The sequence below is a fragment of the Intestinibacillus sp. Marseille-P6563 genome, assembly GCF_900604335.1.
Classification (GTDB): Bacteria; Bacillota; Clostridia; order Oscillospirales; family Butyricicoccaceae; genus Butyricicoccus_B.
Map to the genome: position 1 here is coordinate 1,372,574 of NZ_UWOD01000002.1, position 15,774 is coordinate 1,388,347.

At 55.6% G+C, this 15,774-nt stretch carries 13 protein-coding genes; 4 read left to right on the top strand and 9 right to left on the bottom strand.

Annotation, left to right across the window (positions count from 1 at the left end; all coding sequences use genetic code 11):
• The first annotated feature begins 13 nt into the window (after positions 1-13).
• From EFB11_RS14990 to EFB11_RS15005, 4 genes are all read left to right on the top strand, one after another.
• Entirely contained in the window at positions 14-829 is an 816-nt protein-coding gene (locus EFB11_RS14990) for a zinc ribbon domain-containing protein (RefSeq protein ID WP_122791104.1), read from the top strand.
• Between the two features lie 139 nt (positions 830-968).
• Complete coding sequence (locus EFB11_RS14995; RefSeq protein ID WP_122791106.1) at positions 969-1,883, top strand: 4Fe-4S binding protein; 915 nt, start codon at positions 969-971, stop codon at positions 1,881-1,883.
• A gap of 162 nt (positions 1,884-2,045) precedes the next feature.
• Entirely contained in the window at positions 2,046-3,578 is a 1,533-nt protein-coding gene (gene yfcC / locus EFB11_RS15000) for a putative basic amino acid antiporter YfcC (protein ID WP_122791107.1), read from the top strand.
• A 134-nt stretch (positions 3,579-3,712) separates the two neighbouring features.
• Complete coding sequence (locus EFB11_RS15005; RefSeq protein WP_122791109.1) at positions 3,713-5,077, top strand: sodium-dependent transporter; 1,365 nt, start codon at positions 3,713-3,715, stop codon at positions 5,075-5,077.
• A gap of 80 nt (positions 5,078-5,157) precedes the next feature.
• Here the strand turns inward: EFB11_RS15005 and EFB11_RS15010 are convergent, their stop codons facing one another.
• From EFB11_RS15010 to EFB11_RS15050, 9 genes are all read right to left on the bottom strand, one after another.
• Positions 5,158-5,961, bottom strand: a complete 804-nt coding sequence (locus EFB11_RS15010; protein WP_243115141.1) for an IS3 family transposase — start codon at positions 5,959-5,961, stop codon at positions 5,158-5,160.
• Positions 5,962-6,011: 50 nt separating this feature from the next.
• Entirely contained in the window at positions 6,012-6,326 is a 315-nt protein-coding gene (locus EFB11_RS15015) for an imidazolonepropionase (protein ID WP_122788647.1), read from the bottom strand.
• A gap of 99 nt (positions 6,327-6,425) precedes the next feature.
• Positions 6,426-7,781 (bottom strand): MATE family efflux transporter, encoded by a 1,356-nt coding sequence (locus tag EFB11_RS15020; protein WP_122791111.1) that lies wholly within the window; start codon positions 7,779-7,781, stop codon positions 6,426-6,428.
• Complete coding sequence (locus EFB11_RS15025; protein ID WP_122791113.1) at positions 7,778-8,227, bottom strand: MarR family winged helix-turn-helix transcriptional regulator; 450 nt, start codon at positions 8,225-8,227, stop codon at positions 7,778-7,780. The genes EFB11_RS15020 and EFB11_RS15025 overlap by 4 nt, the downstream gene beginning before the upstream one ends.
• 127 nt (positions 8,228-8,354) lie before the next feature.
• On the bottom strand, positions 8,355-9,692 hold the full coding sequence (locus EFB11_RS15030; RefSeq protein ID WP_279220558.1) for a sodium-dependent transporter: 1,338 nt from the start codon (positions 9,690-9,692) through the stop codon (positions 8,355-8,357).
• 576 nt (positions 9,693-10,268) lie between these two features.
• Positions 10,269-11,081, bottom strand: coding sequence for a Cof-type HAD-IIB family hydrolase (locus tag EFB11_RS15035; protein ID WP_122791115.1), 813 nt, complete (start codon positions 11,079-11,081; stop codon positions 10,269-10,271).
• A 20-nt stretch (positions 11,082-11,101) separates the two neighbouring features.
• A complete protein-coding gene (locus EFB11_RS15040; protein WP_122791116.1) occupies positions 11,102-11,758 on the bottom strand; it encodes a hypothetical protein in 657 nt (218 codons plus the stop codon).
• A gap of 89 nt (positions 11,759-11,847) precedes the next feature.
• Entirely contained in the window at positions 11,848-13,692 is a 1,845-nt protein-coding gene (locus EFB11_RS15045; protein ID WP_122791118.1) for an ABC transporter ATP-binding protein, read from the bottom strand.
• A gap of 1 nt (position 13,693) precedes the next feature.
• Positions 13,694-15,754, bottom strand: coding sequence for an ABC transporter ATP-binding protein (locus EFB11_RS15050; protein ID WP_122791120.1), 2,061 nt, complete (start codon positions 15,752-15,754; stop codon positions 13,694-13,696).
• Positions 15,755-15,774 lie beyond the last annotated feature (20 nt).

The following is a 15,774-nucleotide window of genomic DNA, read 5'->3' on the forward strand; positions in this document are numbered from 1 at the left end:
GGGGGCTTTTTCTATGAAATGTCCGCAGTGTGGCATCCATTATGATGACAGCGAGCGCGAATGTCCTATGTGTGGGGCGCGCAAACCCGCATTCCAAAAAGATGCTTCTCGATTGGCGAAAACCACTGGTGAACTGGCGCGGCCTTCGGTTTCACGTCCCAATAAGGCATCCAAAGATGCGGTGAAGGTCACAAGTTTGGGTGGCAATGCCGAGCGAAACGCCAAGCGCGGCACCAGCAAGATCGTTGTTCTGATCGTGATTTTGGCTGTGATTGCGATCAATGTGATACCGATACTCTTTGCTGTGGTGGCCAATGTGGTTGATAATCTGGATTTTTCCTATGATGTCGCCGAAGCCGAACCGATGGATTTCCCCTATGGCGGCGCATGGCTTTCCAGTGAAGAAACGTTTACGGTTTTCCTGTTTACCGAAAATGAGCAATATCAAATCCAGGCGGGCGATTATGTGGAGTCTGGCTGGTATACGGCCTTCCAAAACACCGAAGAAGATATGACCTTCCCGGAGGAATATCCGGCGTCCGATTATATCTGGTGGATGATCTCGATAAATCCGGAGCAGATCGAGGGTGGTACGACACTCGACCCGGATGCTTTGGAGGAATACCGCGAGATCGGCAGTTATATAAGTGTCTACCAGTCGCGCAGCGACCCGGGAGAAATCTATTTTTATAATGAATTTGGCGATGTCCCGTGGATGGAACCAGATACATTTTATCCAGTTTTGCAGATGCTGGATGAGCAGGGCGCGAACGACCTGCTTTTGGAAAATGTGGAACCGGACATCACAACCGAACCAGAATCGATGTGACAAGAAACGCGCGGCTCTGCCAAGGGTCGCGCGTTTTGCCGTAAATCGGCCGGATTTTGGCGATTTTTCGATGAATTTCGCTGGTATGCACGGTAAATAATCTATGATATAATAAAATAAGATTGAAGGAGGAACGAGTATGGCTATTTCAAAACAGGATATCCAGCGCGTCAAACTGATGGGCTTCCTGCACAACCGGGAGACCGAGCGCTTTTCCTGCCGCGTGATCACCGGCAACGGCACCCTGACGGCGGAGCAGCTCCAGGCAGTGGGCCGCATTGCCGAGAAATATGGCAGCGGTGTTTGTGCCTTTACCACCCGTATGACTGTTGAGTTTGCAGGTGTGCCGTATGAAAGCATTGAGGATGTGGTCAAGGAACTGGCAGCGGTTGGCCTGACCACCGGCGGCACCGGTGCGCGTGTGCGTCCGGTCACGGCCTGCAAGGGCACGACCTGTGTGTTTGGTTTTTATGACACCCAGGCGCTGGGCCAGAAGGTGCATGAGCGGTTTTATGAAGGCATGGGCGATGTGCGTCTGCCGCATAAGTTTAAGATTGCGGTTGGCGGCTGCCCGAACAACTGCATCAAGCCCGACCTGAATGATTTTGGCATCGTCGGCCAGCATCCGCCCAAGTTTAAGGAAGAACTGTGCCGCGGCTGCAAGCTGTGCGAAAAGTTCTGCCGTATGGGCTGCATGGAAGTCGTAGACGGCAAGATGCAGCGCGATACCACGGTGTGCAACAACTGCGGCTATTGTGTTGGCAAGTGCCCGTTTGATGCCATTTATGCCGAAGAAGTTGCGTACAAGCTGTATATCGGTGGCCGTTGGGGCCGTGTGGTCCGTCATGGCACCCCCCTGCCCGGTCTGTACACCGAGCAGCAGGCGCTCGATATGATCGAAAAGGCGATGCTGCTTTTCCGCGACCAGGGCAAGAAGGGCGAACGCTTTGCGGCGATGATCGACCGCATCGGCGAGGACAAAGCCGTAGATATGTTGCTCCATGGCGACCTGATGGAGCGCCGCGAGCAGATCCTCGCAAAGGAAATCCAATAAAAAATATCGGAAAATCCCGCCATTTCGGCGGGATTTTTTCAGTTTGTGTCAGGTTTTCGCCAAAAATTCGCGGTTTGCCTTGAATGTAGACAAAAAATTCGGTAATATAATGGTAGGTTATTTTTCTGGGGGAAAAGATACTGCGAAAAGGGGGCCTGGAACATGCGGGAATCGACCAAAACCGAAAAACCCAAAACCAAATTGCATCCGCCGCATCCTTTCGTGGTGATTTTTGCCGCCATGGCATTTGCCATGGTGCTTACTTTTCTGGTGCCGCTGGGGCGGTATGAGCTCAAGCAGGTGACCACCCTGGTCGGCGGCGAGCAAAAGACCGAAACCGTGGTCGACCCGAACAGTTTCCGCTATATTCTGGACGAAAATGGCGAGCGGGTGGTCTATCCGGCGCCCTTGTTTGGACCCTCGGCCCACGGCCGGCAAGGCATGATGAATGTGCTGTTTTCCGGCTTGGAATACGGCGAACAGGCAGCCGGTACGGCGGGTCTGATCGCGTATATGCTGGTCATCGGTGGGTCCTTTGGTATCCTTTTGCGCACCGGTGTCATCGACCAGAGCATTTTGCGCATCCTGCACCGTACCGAAGGGGTGGTCATGCTCTTCCCTCCCCTGCTGTTTGTGCTATTTTCACTGGCGGGAGCGGTGTTTGGCTTTAGCGAAGGCGCCATCCCCTTGGCGATGTTGATTATTCCATTGCTTATCGGCATGGATTTTGATGCTGTGACCGGTGTTTTGGTCACGTTTGTCGCTACGCAAATCGGCATTGCCGCTTCGTGGTGCAGCCCGGAAGCGCTGACCACCGCGCAGACCATTGCTGGCGTACCGGTCTTTTCCGGGTCCAGTTTCCGGTTTATCCTCTGGCTGATTCTGACGCTGCTGGGCGCCGCGTATACGACACGCTATGCCTGGCGCATCCATACCAGCACTCATCGGTCGGTGTCGTATCAGAGCGATGCGCGCTGCCGCGGTCGCCTGCAAAACCTGCGCGAGCGCCGCGAACCGCTGACGCTGGGCGGCCGGTTGGTGCTGCTGACCGTGGCCTTGTCGCTGGGCTGGATGCTGTGGGGCGCACTGACTATGGAATACAATTTGGCCGATATTGCGTCCATCTTTTTTGTGATGGCGGTCGTTGTCAGCATTTTGGGCGTGTGGTTCCATGTGGGCGGCATGCATTTTGCCGACATCCCGCGCGCGTTTCAATCGGGGGCATCCGAGTTGGTCGGCGCGGTGCTGGTGGTCGGCATGGCGCAAGGTATGGTGCTGCTGCTCGGCGGCATCAATCCCACCGATGCGTCGGTGCTCAACACCATTTTGCACTGGACCGCACGGGTCCTGCGCGAATTGCCCAGTGTGCTGACCTCGTGGCTGATGTACATTTTCCACTTTTTCCTCAGTTTCGTGATGCCGAGTGACCTCGGTCAGGCGTCGCTGACCATGCCGGTCATGGCGCCGCTGGCTGACAGCCTGGGCATCAGCCGGCAGATTTCGGTGCTGGCGTTCCAGCTGGGTGGCTGCCTGGCGCATCTGATTATGCCAACCTCGGGTTGCCTGATCGGTATTCTGAGCATCGCCCGTCTGGAATGGGGCGACTGGCTGCGCTCGCAGTGGAAGGCACTTGCTGTGGTGGTCGGTCTGGGGTTCCTGGCGCTGACCGTTGGATTCTTCATGGGATATGCGTAAAACAAATCAAAATATCCGCTTTTTTGAAAAAGCGGGTATTTTTTTGTCCGGTTGCCCGGTCGAGCCTTGTTTCCATGGAAGAACTTTGCTATAATAGTGCCACGCGGCGCTTTGGCCGCAAAGGGGGTAATATCATGAAAGAAAGAGAAAAGTTTGGTTCCCGACTGGGCTTTATTCTGATCTCGGCGGGCTGTGCGATCGGCCTGGGTAACGTATGGCGTTTCCCTTACATCACCGGACAGTACGGCGGCGCAGCATTTGTGCTGGTTTATCTGCTGTTTCTGGTCATTTTGGGCCTGCCGATCATGGTTATGGAGTTTGCAGTCGGTCGTGCCAGCCAGCAGTCGGTGGCACGTTCGTTCCATGTTTTGGAGCCAAAAGGCACCAAATGGCATCTGTATAGCTATGGTGCCATGTTGGGCAACTACATGCTCATGGCGTTTTATACGACCGTAGGCGGCTGGATGCTGGCCTACTTCTTCAAGATGATTATGGGCGAGTTCGATGGACAGTCGCCCGAACAGGTCGGCGCTATTTTCAATAATATGCTGGCCGACCCGAAGTATATGGGTTTCTGGATGGTTATTACCGTGCTCATCTGCTTTGCGGTTTGTTCGCGCGGTCTGCGCAACGGCGTAGAAAAGGTCAACAAGGTGATGATGGTCGCTCTGCTTGCCATCATGATCGTGCTGGTCTTCCGTTCGGTGACGCTGGAAGGCGCGGGCGAAGGTCTGGAATTCTACTTAAAGCCCGACTTCTCCAAGCTGTTTGAAGCCAAGGGCGGACTGATGGAATCGGTTTTTGCCGCCATGGGTCAGTCGTTCTTTACGCTGTCGCTCGGCATCGGTGCGCTGGCGATCTTTGGTTCGTACATCGGCAAGGACCGCAGCCTGACCGGTGAAGCGCTCAGCATCGGTGTACTGGATACCTTTGTAGCATTGACCGCCGGTCTCATCATCTTCCCGGCTGCCGCAGCCTTTAACGTAGACGCTGGCCAGGGCCCGGCACTCATCTTCGTGACCCTGCCGAATATCTTCAACCAGATGGCAGGCGGCCGCATTTGGGGCGCTTTGTTCTTCGTCTTTATGGCATTTGCTGCTTTTTCGACCATCATTGCCGTATTTGAGAACATCATCTCGTTCGGCATGGACCTGTGGGGCTGGAGCCGCAAAAAGACTGTGCTGGTGAACATCGTGGTCATCCTGCTCATCTCCATCCCGTGCGTGGTTGGCTTTACGGTCAGCATCCCGCACATCGGCACCATTCAGGACCTGGAGGACTTCATCGTGTCCAACAACCTGCTGCCGCTCGGTTCAATGGTCTATCTGCTGTTCTGTACCTCCCGGTACGGCTGGGGCTGGAAGAACTTCTTAAACGAAGCCGATGCCGGCCAGGGCCTGAAATTCCCGGCTTGGGTGCGCATCTATGTCAGCTATATCCTGCCGCTGATCGTTCTGTTCATCTTCGTGATGGGCTACATTCAGAAATTTGGCGCATAAAAAATGTTCCCCTGTGCTTTTGGACTGCCCCAGATTGTGCGGACAGTATAAAAAAGAGCCCTGGTAGGAAAGATTGAGTTTTAAGTGGAGAGGCGTCGCGTAAGCGGCGCTTCTCCAGTCTTTAGCTGGATGCGCTCATGGTTGTAAAAGTAGATGTAGCGGTCAATCATTTCATTGGCTTGCGAGAAGGTAGCCGGTTTGTGGCGGTAGATGCACTCTGTTTTGAGGATAGAGAAGAAATTTTCCGCCATAGCGTTGTCATAAGGATTTCCACGTCTTGACATAGATGGCGTAATGCCGTATGTTTGAGTTAGCTCAAAATATGCTTGTGAGGCGTACTGAGCACCCTGGTCGCTGTGGAGCTGCAACTCTGCAGCGGCCCTCTTTTTCTCTTGCTTCATTGCCAGACGAATGGTGTCCAGAACCAGATTCACCGTTTGTTCCGTTCCGGTTTTGTAAGCCACAATACTGTTGTCATAGAGATCCCGGATCATGGACAGGTACAGTACGCCCTGCTTAGTGTGGATGTAGGAGATGTCCGTTACCCATTTGCTGTTGGGCTTGTCGGCCTGAAACTGCCTGCTTAGCAGATTCTCGTACTTGTGGAGCTGCTGCCCCATCTGCTGCCATTTCCTGCGTCGGCGGATTTCTGAGAGCAGATCATATTTCTTCATAATCCGTAGCACTGTTTTTGGATTACAGAAAATATTCTGGTTCTTCAGCCATAGACACATCCGCCGGTAGCCGTAGGTGCGGAAGCTGCGTTCCCGCTGTTGTCCAATTAGTTCTGCAAGAGCTGCGTCCTTCTCCGGCTTACCAAGGCGATGGACGAAGGCATAGTATCCGCTTCTGGATACTCCAAAGAATTTGCACATAACTGCCACGGAATACTCTGCTCTGTGACGATATATAATGTGATATTTTACCTTTGCCCTCACTTCCTTCCTATGCAGTGCAGAAAATCCCGCAGCAGCTTATTCTCCATACGAAGTCGCTGGATCTCATGTGCCTGCTCGGTTATAATATCTCTTGGTGCGGCATTTGTTCTTGGCCGCCCTTGGGGCCGCGCAAGGATGCCAGCTTCTAACATACGTTCTTTCCTCCGTTCACGCTTAAGTAGACTTTTTATCACCTGCTTATCCTGAAAACCGTAATATTCTGCAACTTCCCGCTGGGTTTTCCCCGCTGCCAGCATAGCCTTGATTTCTGGCAACAGCACTTGAATGTGTGTGTATTTTCGTTTCTCCATGACAAAACCCCCTGATGTAGTCTATTTTCCTACATCAGGGGGTTTTTGTCACTGTCCATTTTTACTGGACCGGTTCACTTTTGGGCACAGGGGATTTTTTTATTCAATGCTCTTTATGGCGTTTTTAAACTGGAAGGTAAACAGGATGGCGGTGAACGTAACGGCCAGGAAATCGGCCACCGGTTCGGCCATGTAGACCGCCCGGGTGGGGTCCTGCGGCAGCAGATGGGGCATGATATAAATGAGCGGCAGCAGCAGGATAAATTTACGCATGACCGCGACAATGATCGAGGATTTGGCCTTGCCGAGCGACGTAAACGTCATCTGGCAGGCCATCTGGATACCGAACAGAAGCAGGCAGGCCGTATAGATGCGCAGTGCCGATTTGGTAAATTCCAAAAGCGCGGCATTGGATGTGAACATCATGGCGAAAATCTGCGGGAACAGCATGATACACAGCCAGAGGGTGCACGAATACAGCAAACTGCACCGCAGCAGCAGCCGGAATGCCTGCCGAATGCGGGCCGCATTGCGCGCGCCATAGTTGTAGCTGATGATGGGCTGTGCCCCCTGCCCCAGCCCTTGCAGCGGCAGCAGCGCAAACTGCATGACGCTGGTCAAAATGGTCATGGCGCCGACCGCGATGTCACCGCCATAGCGCAGAAGCGAAGCATTGAAGCAGACCGAAATCACGCTTTCGCTGGCCTGCATGATAAAGGTGGACAGCCCCAGCGCCAGACTGGGCAGGATGATCTGCCGTTCCAGCCGCAGATTGCGGCGGCGGATGCGCAGCTGGGTTTTCCGTCCGAACAGGAAGCACAGCACCCAGGTGCACGAGAGCGCCTGCGACAAAATGGTCGCCAGTGCCGCGCCGCGCACGCCCATGCCGAAGCCGAAAATAAAGACGGGATCCAAAATGATGTTGGCCACCGCACCGATGAGCACCGACAGCATGCCCGTGCGGGCAAAGCCCTGGGCGGTGATGAAAGTATTCATGCCCAGCGTAAGCTGGACAAAGATGGTGCCGATTGCGTACAGATTCATGTAGGCAACGCCGTATTCGATCGTGTTTTTACTTGCGCCAAAGGCCAGCAGGAAATCCCGATTCCATAGCAGCAGCGCGGCAGTAAGCACCACCGAAATGATAATCTGGGTGGTAAAGCAGTTGCCCAGCGTCTTTTCGGCCATATCGTGATCGCCTCGCCCCAGGAAAATGGAGGCACGCGGTCCCCCGCCAAAGCCCACCAGACTTGCAAACGCGGACACGATCATAATCAGCGGCATGCACACGCCCACACCGGTCAGCGCCAGCGAGCCGACCTCCGGGATGTGGCCGATGTAGATGCGGTCCACGATGTTGTACAGCATATTGATGACCTGTGCGGTCACGGTCGGCAGCGCCAGCCGCCGCAGCAGACGGCCGATCGGTTCGGTGCCGAGAAAATCGTCCTTCATAGTTTGGCCCCCTTGTTCATGGCATTGCGGGCATTCTCGCCCAAACGGCGGTAAATCTGTTCAAATTGTTGCTGTTCTTCGGGCGAAATATTCGCAAAAACAGCCGCCTGAAAACGCACACGCAGCACATCCAGATCGAGGACGATGGGCGCTGCCGGTTCGGTCAGGGACAGATGGATGCGGCGGCGGTCCACTGTGTCCGGCCGGCGCGACAAAAGCTGTTTTTGCACCAGGCTTTCTACCGCCTGGGAAACATTGCCCTTGGGCAGCATGCGCAGCTCGACAATGTCGGCTGCGGTATCCCGGTCCGGGTTGTTGTGCAGAAAACTCAGGACCTTGGCTTCCAGCAGCGAAAGCCCATGCTCCATGCAGATGTCTTTGAGCATGCTCTCGTGCAGCTTGGTGATCTGCTGGATGGTCGCGAGAAAATCGGTCATGGGTCGCATGATACCCTCCTAAAAGTTTTTATAAAAACAGTTCCATTTAAAACATTCTCCATAGAGTATTATACCGCAGGCCACCGCCTTGTCAAGCAAAAAAAAAACGGAACCACAAGGGTTCCGTTTTGCATGTTTATCCGATGCCGCCCGGGGTGAGAACGCCCAGGATGAATACCGCGACGGTCAGGCCGCAGAATACATATTTGGTCATGGGCTCCAGCCAGCGGCCAATGGGCTTGGCGCGGCCCTTTTGAAGCTGTTCGCGCACGAATTTTTCGCCGTATACCCAATAGAACAGGATACCGGCCAGTCCGGCGCCCAGCGGGCAGACATAGATGGAAACAAAATTCATCCAGCCTTCCACGATGCCCTGGATGAGCAGCGAGACCACCACGCCGATGGCGGCGATCACCAGCACCGCGCGCGGACGGCTCAGGCCCAGCTTTTCCTGCAAGGTCGCAATGGGCGCTTCATACAGGTTGATGAGCGAGGTCATACCGGCCAGGAACACGCCGACAAAGAACACAATCACGATCAGGCGGCTGCCTGGCATGGACTGGAACAGATTGGGCAGGAAAATGAACATCAGCCCCGGACCGCCTTGGTCCAGCTGGCTGCCTGCGGTCGCCATGGCCGGGATGATAACCAGCGCGGCCAGCATAGCGGCCAGGGTGTCAAACAGCGCGACCTTCCAGGCCGAACCGACGATGTCCTCTTCGTCGCGCAGGTAGGAACCATAGATGAGCGTGCCGTTTCCGGCCAGGGACAGCGAGAAAAAGGCCTGTCCCAGCGCAAAGACCCAGGTTTCGGGCTGCCGCAGAGCAGCCGGGTCGATGCGGAACATATATTGATAGCCTGCGGCCGAGCCGGGCTGCAAGAACATATACACCGCAAGCCCTAAAAACAGGCAGAAAAACAGCGGCATCATGATTTTATTGGCCTTTTCAATGCCCGACGCAATGCCGAAAGCCATGATGCCAAAGGCGATCACCAGGCTGAGGATGACGCAAAGGTTGTTGCCGAATGCAGTCGCAACACCGCCGAACTGCGCGGCAAACCCGTCCACGCCCTCCGGTTTCAGCACCGAACCGGTAAAAGCGCCGATCATATAGCGCAAAATCCAGCCCATGACGACCGAATAGCCGATGGCGAGCGCCAGCGAGCCGAGCACCGGGATGATGCCGATGGCAGCGCCGATGCGCGGATTTTTGCCACGCGAGGCGACCGCCTGGGAAAAGGCGCCGATCGGCCCCGAGCGGGTAGCACGGCCAAAGGCCATCTCCCCAATAACCCCCGAAAAACCAATGACGAATACAAATAAAAAATAGGCCAGCAGGAATGAACCGCCGCCAAATTTGGACACGCGGGTCGGGAACATCCAGATGTTTCCCATACCGACGGCCGAGCCGATGCAGGCCAGGATAAATCCCCAGCGGCTGCCAAAGGAATCGCGCGCAGAATGCTTCTTCAAATCAAGGTCCCCCCTCTTTGGCGCGCCACGCGCGCCGCATATATCGTAATGGTATGCGAAAATGAGCACTTTGTCAATCATTTCCCGCAGGAGGGATGTCAAAAACGCAAGAATACGAAAGTTTTGCACAACTTTTCAACTGTTTGAATCGTGTGCAAAAGTTATAATTTAGACAACAAAAACACAGGTTGAATAAAATTGCAAAGAAACAACCAAAACACGGGAAAAATCCTCGAATATACTCAAAATTACTGCATAAAAAAACGACTTCATGAAAAGTGAACCATGAATAAATCAACAAACGCTCGAAAACGCAATCGAAAAAATATCAAAAAATCACAAAGAAATTATCATTTTCACAAGATTACATATTGCAATTCAGAAAACTTTCCGGCATACTATATACAGAAAAGAAAAGGAGCGCCCCCGGGACGCGGAAAGGAATCAACATTATGAAGTTCTTCGAAAACCTGAAAAACGCATTTTCCTATCGTGAGGCAGAAAAGAGCAAGATGAAGGAACTGCGTCGTTACGACTACCGCTAAAGAAAAAGGAAGGGATTGCTCCCTTCCTTTTTTATTGCTCGAGCAGCCATTCAATGGCCTGCGCGACGCCGTCGTGTGCATTATCGCTCGTGACATGGCGGCACAACGCCTTGACATCGTCCCGGGCATTGCCCATGGCGATGGGCATGCCGACGGCAGACAGCATTTCCAAATCGTTTTCGCTGTCACCCACGGCCGCGCATCGGCTGAGGTCGGTGCCATACAGCCGGCACAAAAGCCCAAGGGCTGTGCCCTTGTCGGCGGCCGGGGATACGATCTCCACATTGTCGGACGCCGAACTCATCACCCGGATGCCTTCGATTTGGCTGAGGACTTGCCGTACCCGGGCGATGGTGGCCGGGTCGGCGCTGCGTGAAAAGATTTTATCGACCATCACGCGGTTTTGGGCCACCCATTCGGCCACCGACGGCACGACTTTTTTGATGGCCAGATAGCCTTCGTTGGATTTGTATTTGCCGAACATCATCTCATCATACGGCGTGATGAGGATGCGCTCCCCCACATAGACCATGGTGGACAGGCCGACACGCTCCAGAGCTGCCGCTGCGCGCACCGACGCTTCCCACGGCATACTCAGACGCATCAGACAGCGCTCCTCCCCCCACATGGATACGGCCGCGCCGCCCGAGGTGACCATATAATCGTCCGCACCCATCTGGCGGGCAAACTCGGACGCTTCGCCGCAGATACGGCCGGTGGAGATGACCACACGCATGCCGCGCTGCCGCGCCTTGGCAATGGCGGCCACAGTCGCGGGCGCGACCTGGTTGGTCGGGTCGAGTGCCGTCCCGTCCAAATCGAGCGCAATCAGATTGTATTGCATAGCTTCTTCCCTGCTTTCTTTTAAGTAACTCCCCAATATAATATAACAGGGATCGCGGCAAAGGGAAAGATGCAAAAAAATATAAAGATTCCGCGGCGTATCCTGGGCGACCGGGCAAAGATTGAATTTTTAGACTTTTTGCGGGAAGGCCGAAAATCGAGCAGTACACGACCGCTGGCCAGAAAGCAGACAATAATCCCGCCCTCAATGCCCGGCCGGCCGCGGATACCGTGCTTTTGCTCCTGATACAGCCACAGCGCAAGCGAGGCGCTGGGTGCATCGGACAGGATCTCAAAGTCGTAAATCGCATGCACCCGCCCGGTCTGCGGGTCGATGAGTTCCCCATCCCGCCAGACACCTGAGAGAGCTTTTGTGCCGTCGGCGCGGGAAACCGTGACCGCCTGCCCACGCTCGGTGACGACAAAGCTGGCGGGTGCATAATAGGCAAAGTCGATGGCAACCTCTGTGCCATCCGCCGTAGGGGTAAACGTGAAGGTGCTCTGCCCGTCGGTATACCGCCGCACGTCCCCGGCTGTGTCCGCGCAGACGAATACCTTATGGTCATACCGAATGGCCGGGGCGTGATACAGCGTCTGATACCAGGGCACCACGTACAGTGCTCCCAGCCCGGCCAGCACAAGCACAGCGAGCAAAATTAGGATGATATTCCGGCGCATACCGCTCCCCTCCCCTCTTTGGCTTTATCATACCGCAGATGGAAGAAAAAAGCAAACACCGCTCCGAACCCGGAGCGGTGTTTTGTGTGTTACGACACCTTTTCAAACTGGCTGTTGTACAGCCCAGCGTAAAAGCCGTTTTTGGCAATCAGTTCGTCGTGGGTGCCCTGTTCGATGATGTCGCCGTCCTTCATGCACAAAATGAGGTCGGCGTTTTTGATGGTCGACAGACGATGCGCGATGATAAAGCTGGTGCGCCCGGCGACCAGGGTGTCCATGGCCTTCTGGATCTCGGACTCGGTACGGGTATCGACCGACGAGGTCGCTTCGTCCAAAATGAGTACCGGACGGTTGGCCAAAATGGCACGCGCAATGGTCAAAAGCTGCTTTTGACCCTGGGATACGTTGGACGCTTCTTCATTGAGCTCCATCTGGTAGCCGCCCGGCAGCGTCTGGATGAAGTGGTGCACACGCGCGGCCTTGGCCGCTTCGATGACCTCCTCATCGGTCGCATCCATGCGGCCATAGCGCAGGTTTTCCATAATGGTGCCCTGGAACAGCCAGGTGTCCTGCAAGACCATCGCAAAGGCGTCACGCAAACCGCGGCGGCCAAATTCCTTGATGTTGTGGCCGTCCAGATAGATGCCGCCGCCCTGTACGTCATAGTAGCGCATCAGGAGTTTGACCATAGTGGTCTTGCCTGCGCCGGTCGGGCCGACAATGGCGATCTTCTGGCCGGGCTGGACCTTGGCACAGAAATCCTTGATGACCACCTGATCGGGACGATAGCCGAAACGGACATGGTCAAAGGTGACCTCACCGCGGATATTCCCCGGGTGATAATCGCTGGCCGAGGACTGTTCTTCTTCCTCTTCTTCCAGGAAGGCAAACACGCGCTCGGCGGCGGCTGCCATCGATTGCAGCATGTTGGTGATCTGTGCGATCTGCTGGATGGGCTGGGTAAAGTTCTTGGTGTACTGGATGAATGCCTGAATGTTACCGATGGTGATACGGCCATGGGATGCCAGGATGGCGCCCGACAGCGCAACGCCGACATAGCCGAGGTTGCCGACAAAGACCGTGATCGGGTGCATCATACCGGACAGAAACTGGCTTTTCCACGCCGATTCATACAGTTTTTCGTTGGTTTCGTGGAAGGTCTCACAGACCGTATCTTCCTGACCAAAGGCCTGCACGATGTGATGGCCGCTGTAAATCTCTTCGACCTGGCCGTTGACTTCGCCCAGATATTCCTGCTGGTCGCGGAAGTATTTCTGCGAGAACCGCACCACCAGGGTGATAAGACCCACGCTGATGGGCAGCAGCACGACGGTGATGAGCGTCATCAGCGGCGAGATGGACAGCATCATCACCAGTACGCCCAGAATGGTCGATACCGAGGTGATGAGCTGGGTTACGCTCTGGTTTAAGCCTGTGCCCAGCGTATCAACGTCGTTGGTGATACGCGAAAGCACTTCGCCATAGGTGCGTTCTTCAAAATACCGCATGGGCATGCGGTCGATCTTTTCCACGATCTCGCGGCGCATGCGGTAGCAGATTTTTTGTGTGATGCCGGTCATCAGGAAGCTCTGGCAGAAGGTCAGTGCGGCGCTGATGATATACAAGCCTAAGGCAAACAGCAAAATGCGGGCAATGAGCGAAAAGTCGATGCCGCCGGTGCCGCCGATCTTGGCCATGAGGCCGTTTGCCAGTTCGGTGGTGGCCTGCCCGAGCACCTTGGGGCCGACGATGTTAAAGATCGTGCCGCCAATCGCAAACAGCGCCACGCATACAACCGCCGCATGGTACGAGCCAATATAATGGATCATTTTGCGGATGGTGCCCTTGAAGTTCTTGGCCTTTTCGCCGGGCACATAGCCGCCCGGCCCGCCACCCGGGCCGCCCGGTCCACGTCTGGGGTGATTGGACGCCATATTATGCTCCCTCCTTCAGTTCTTCTTCGGAAAGCTGGCTGCGCGCGATCTGCTGATAAGTCTCACACGAGGCCATCAGTTCGGCATGGGTGCCCTTGCCGACCAGTTTGCCTTCGTCGTCCAGCACAAGGATCTGGTCGGCGTGCAGAATGGTCGAAATACGCTGCGCGACAATAATGACCGTGCTCTTTTCGGTCTTGGGGCCGAGCGCACGCCGCAGCGCCGCGTCGGTCTTAAAGTCGAGCGCCGAGAAAGTATCGTCAAAAATATAGATCTTGGGATCGCGGGCAATCGCACGCGCGATGGACAGACGCTGCTTCTGGCCGCCCGATACGTTCGAGCCGCCCTGCGCAATCGGACTGTCATACCCGGTGGGCTTGCTTTCGATAAATTCGGTCGCCTGGGCGATGGCAGCCGCTTCATGCACGGTATCGGCCGTTGCATTCGGCGCGCCATAGCAGATGTTCGAAACAATGGTGCCCGAGAACAATACGCCCTTCTGCGGCGCCAGGCCAATCAGGCCGCGCAGCGCATGCAGATCCATCTGGCGCACATCCTGGCCGTCGATGGTGATGCGGCCCTCGGTTACGTCGTAAAAACGCGGGATGAGGTTGATGAGCGTCGACTTGCCGCAGCCGGTCGAACCGATGATGGCCGTGGTCTGGCCCGGACGGGCTTCGAAATCGATGTCGGTGAGCACATTGTCCGACGCTTCCGGATAGTGGAAGGAGACATGCTCAAACCGGATGACGCCGTCAGAAGCCGCAAAGGGTTCGGGCGATGCCGGATTGTGGATGGTCGGCTCGGTCGAAAGCACTTCGTCGATACGCTCGCTGGCCACCGCTGCACGCGGCAGCATAATGCTCATCATGGCCAGCATCAGGAAGCTCATGACGATCATCATGGTATAGGTGATGAAGGCGGTCATTTCACCGACGCCCAGCGCACCAGCATCGATGCGGTGGGAAGCCGTCCACACGATCAGCACCGAAATACCGTTCATCAGCAGCATCATGCACGGCAGCATGAAGCTCATGCACCGGTTGGTAAACAGCATGTTGCGGGTCAAGTCGCGGTTGGCGCCTTCAAAGCGCTGCTCTTCGACCTTTTCGCGGCCAAAGGCACGGATGACCGACAGACCGGTCAGGATTTCACGCGCGACCAGGTTGACGTGGTCGACCAAAACCTGCATTTTCTTGAACTTGGGCATGGCGACCTTCATCAGCACGCCGATGAGCGTGAGCAGCAGCGCCACGGCCAGCACAATGATCCATTCCATGCCCGAGCTGGTGCGGATGACCATGAAAATGCCGCCCAGCGCCAGAATGGGCGCATAGGCCACCATGCGCAGCAGCATGGTCACAACCAGCTGGATCTGCTGGATGTCACTGGTCGAGCGGGTGATGAGCGAAGCGGTGGAAAACTTGGAAAATTCCGCACCCGAGAAGTGTACGACCTTTTGGAACACCTTACCGCGCAGTTCGCGGCCTACCGCAGCGCCCACGCGCGCAGCCAAAAAGCTGACGACGACAACCGCCAGCGCCATGCCGAGCGCCATGGCCAGCATCTTGCCGCCCGTCCGCAGCAGATAGCTGGTCTGGATGTCACCCAGGTCGACGCCCAGGGCCTCATATTCGCTCTTGACAAACGAAATGGCGGTGGAGTGCACGGTCTGGTCGCCCATCAGGCGCAGGTCCTCCCGGGTTGCCGGGGTGCCGCGCGCTTCGAGCGCGGCCAGCGTGATGGGCGTCGTGAATGCTTCGTCCAGCGCTTCCTGGTCGGCGTCCTCGTGCAGGGTGTATACTTCGCCGTTTTGGGTGTAGTTCTGCTGCCAGAGCGAAAGCTCGTCGTCGGTCATCTGGCTGGCGACCGCTTCATAGCTGGATGCGCGCATGGACACCGGCACGGCATATTCTACGCCGCTGTTCTGGATGCCCACATCGATCAGCGAAGAAGTGTAAGTCGGCAGCGCCAGATCGCACACGGCCTGGACAAACAGGAACACGATAATCAGCAATACGGCCTTCCATTGAGGCCGCAAATGTTTGAAGATACTTCGCATACGTTCTTCCTTTCTAAGGG

Coding starts and splice junctions, on each gene's coding strand:
- EFB11_RS15040 (WP_122791116.1), bottom strand. CDS start 11,758: ATGCGCCGGAATATCATCCTAATTTTGCTCGCTGTGCTTGTGCTGGCC.
- EFB11_RS15005 (WP_122791109.1), top strand. CDS start 3,713: ATGAAAGAAAGAGAAAAGTTTGGTTCCCGACTGGGCTTTATTCTGATC.
- EFB11_RS15020 (WP_122791111.1), bottom strand. CDS start 7,781: ATGAAGGACGATTTTCTCGGCACCGAACCGATCGGCCGTCTGCTGCGG.
- EFB11_RS15025 (WP_122791113.1), bottom strand. CDS start 8,227: ATGCGACCCATGACCGATTTTCTCGCGACCATCCAGCAGATCACCAAG.
- EFB11_RS15015 (WP_122788647.1), bottom strand. CDS start 6,326: ATGGAGAAACGAAAATACACACACATTCAAGTGCTGTTGCCAGAAATC.
- EFB11_RS15045 (WP_122791118.1), bottom strand. CDS start 13,692: ATGGCGTCCAATCACCCCAGACGTGGACCGGGCGGCCCGGGTGGCGGG.
- EFB11_RS14990 (WP_122791104.1), top strand. CDS start 14: ATGAAATGTCCGCAGTGTGGCATCCATTATGATGACAGCGAGCGCGAA.
- EFB11_RS14995 (WP_122791106.1), top strand. CDS start 969: ATGGCTATTTCAAAACAGGATATCCAGCGCGTCAAACTGATGGGCTTC.
- yfcC (WP_122791107.1), top strand. CDS start 2,046: ATGCGGGAATCGACCAAAACCGAAAAACCCAAAACCAAATTGCATCCG.
- EFB11_RS15035 (WP_122791115.1), bottom strand. CDS start 11,081: ATGCAATACAATCTGATTGCGCTCGATTTGGACGGGACGGCACTCGAC.
- EFB11_RS15050 (WP_122791120.1), bottom strand. CDS start 15,754: ATGCGAAGTATCTTCAAACATTTGCGGCCTCAATGGAAGGCCGTATTG.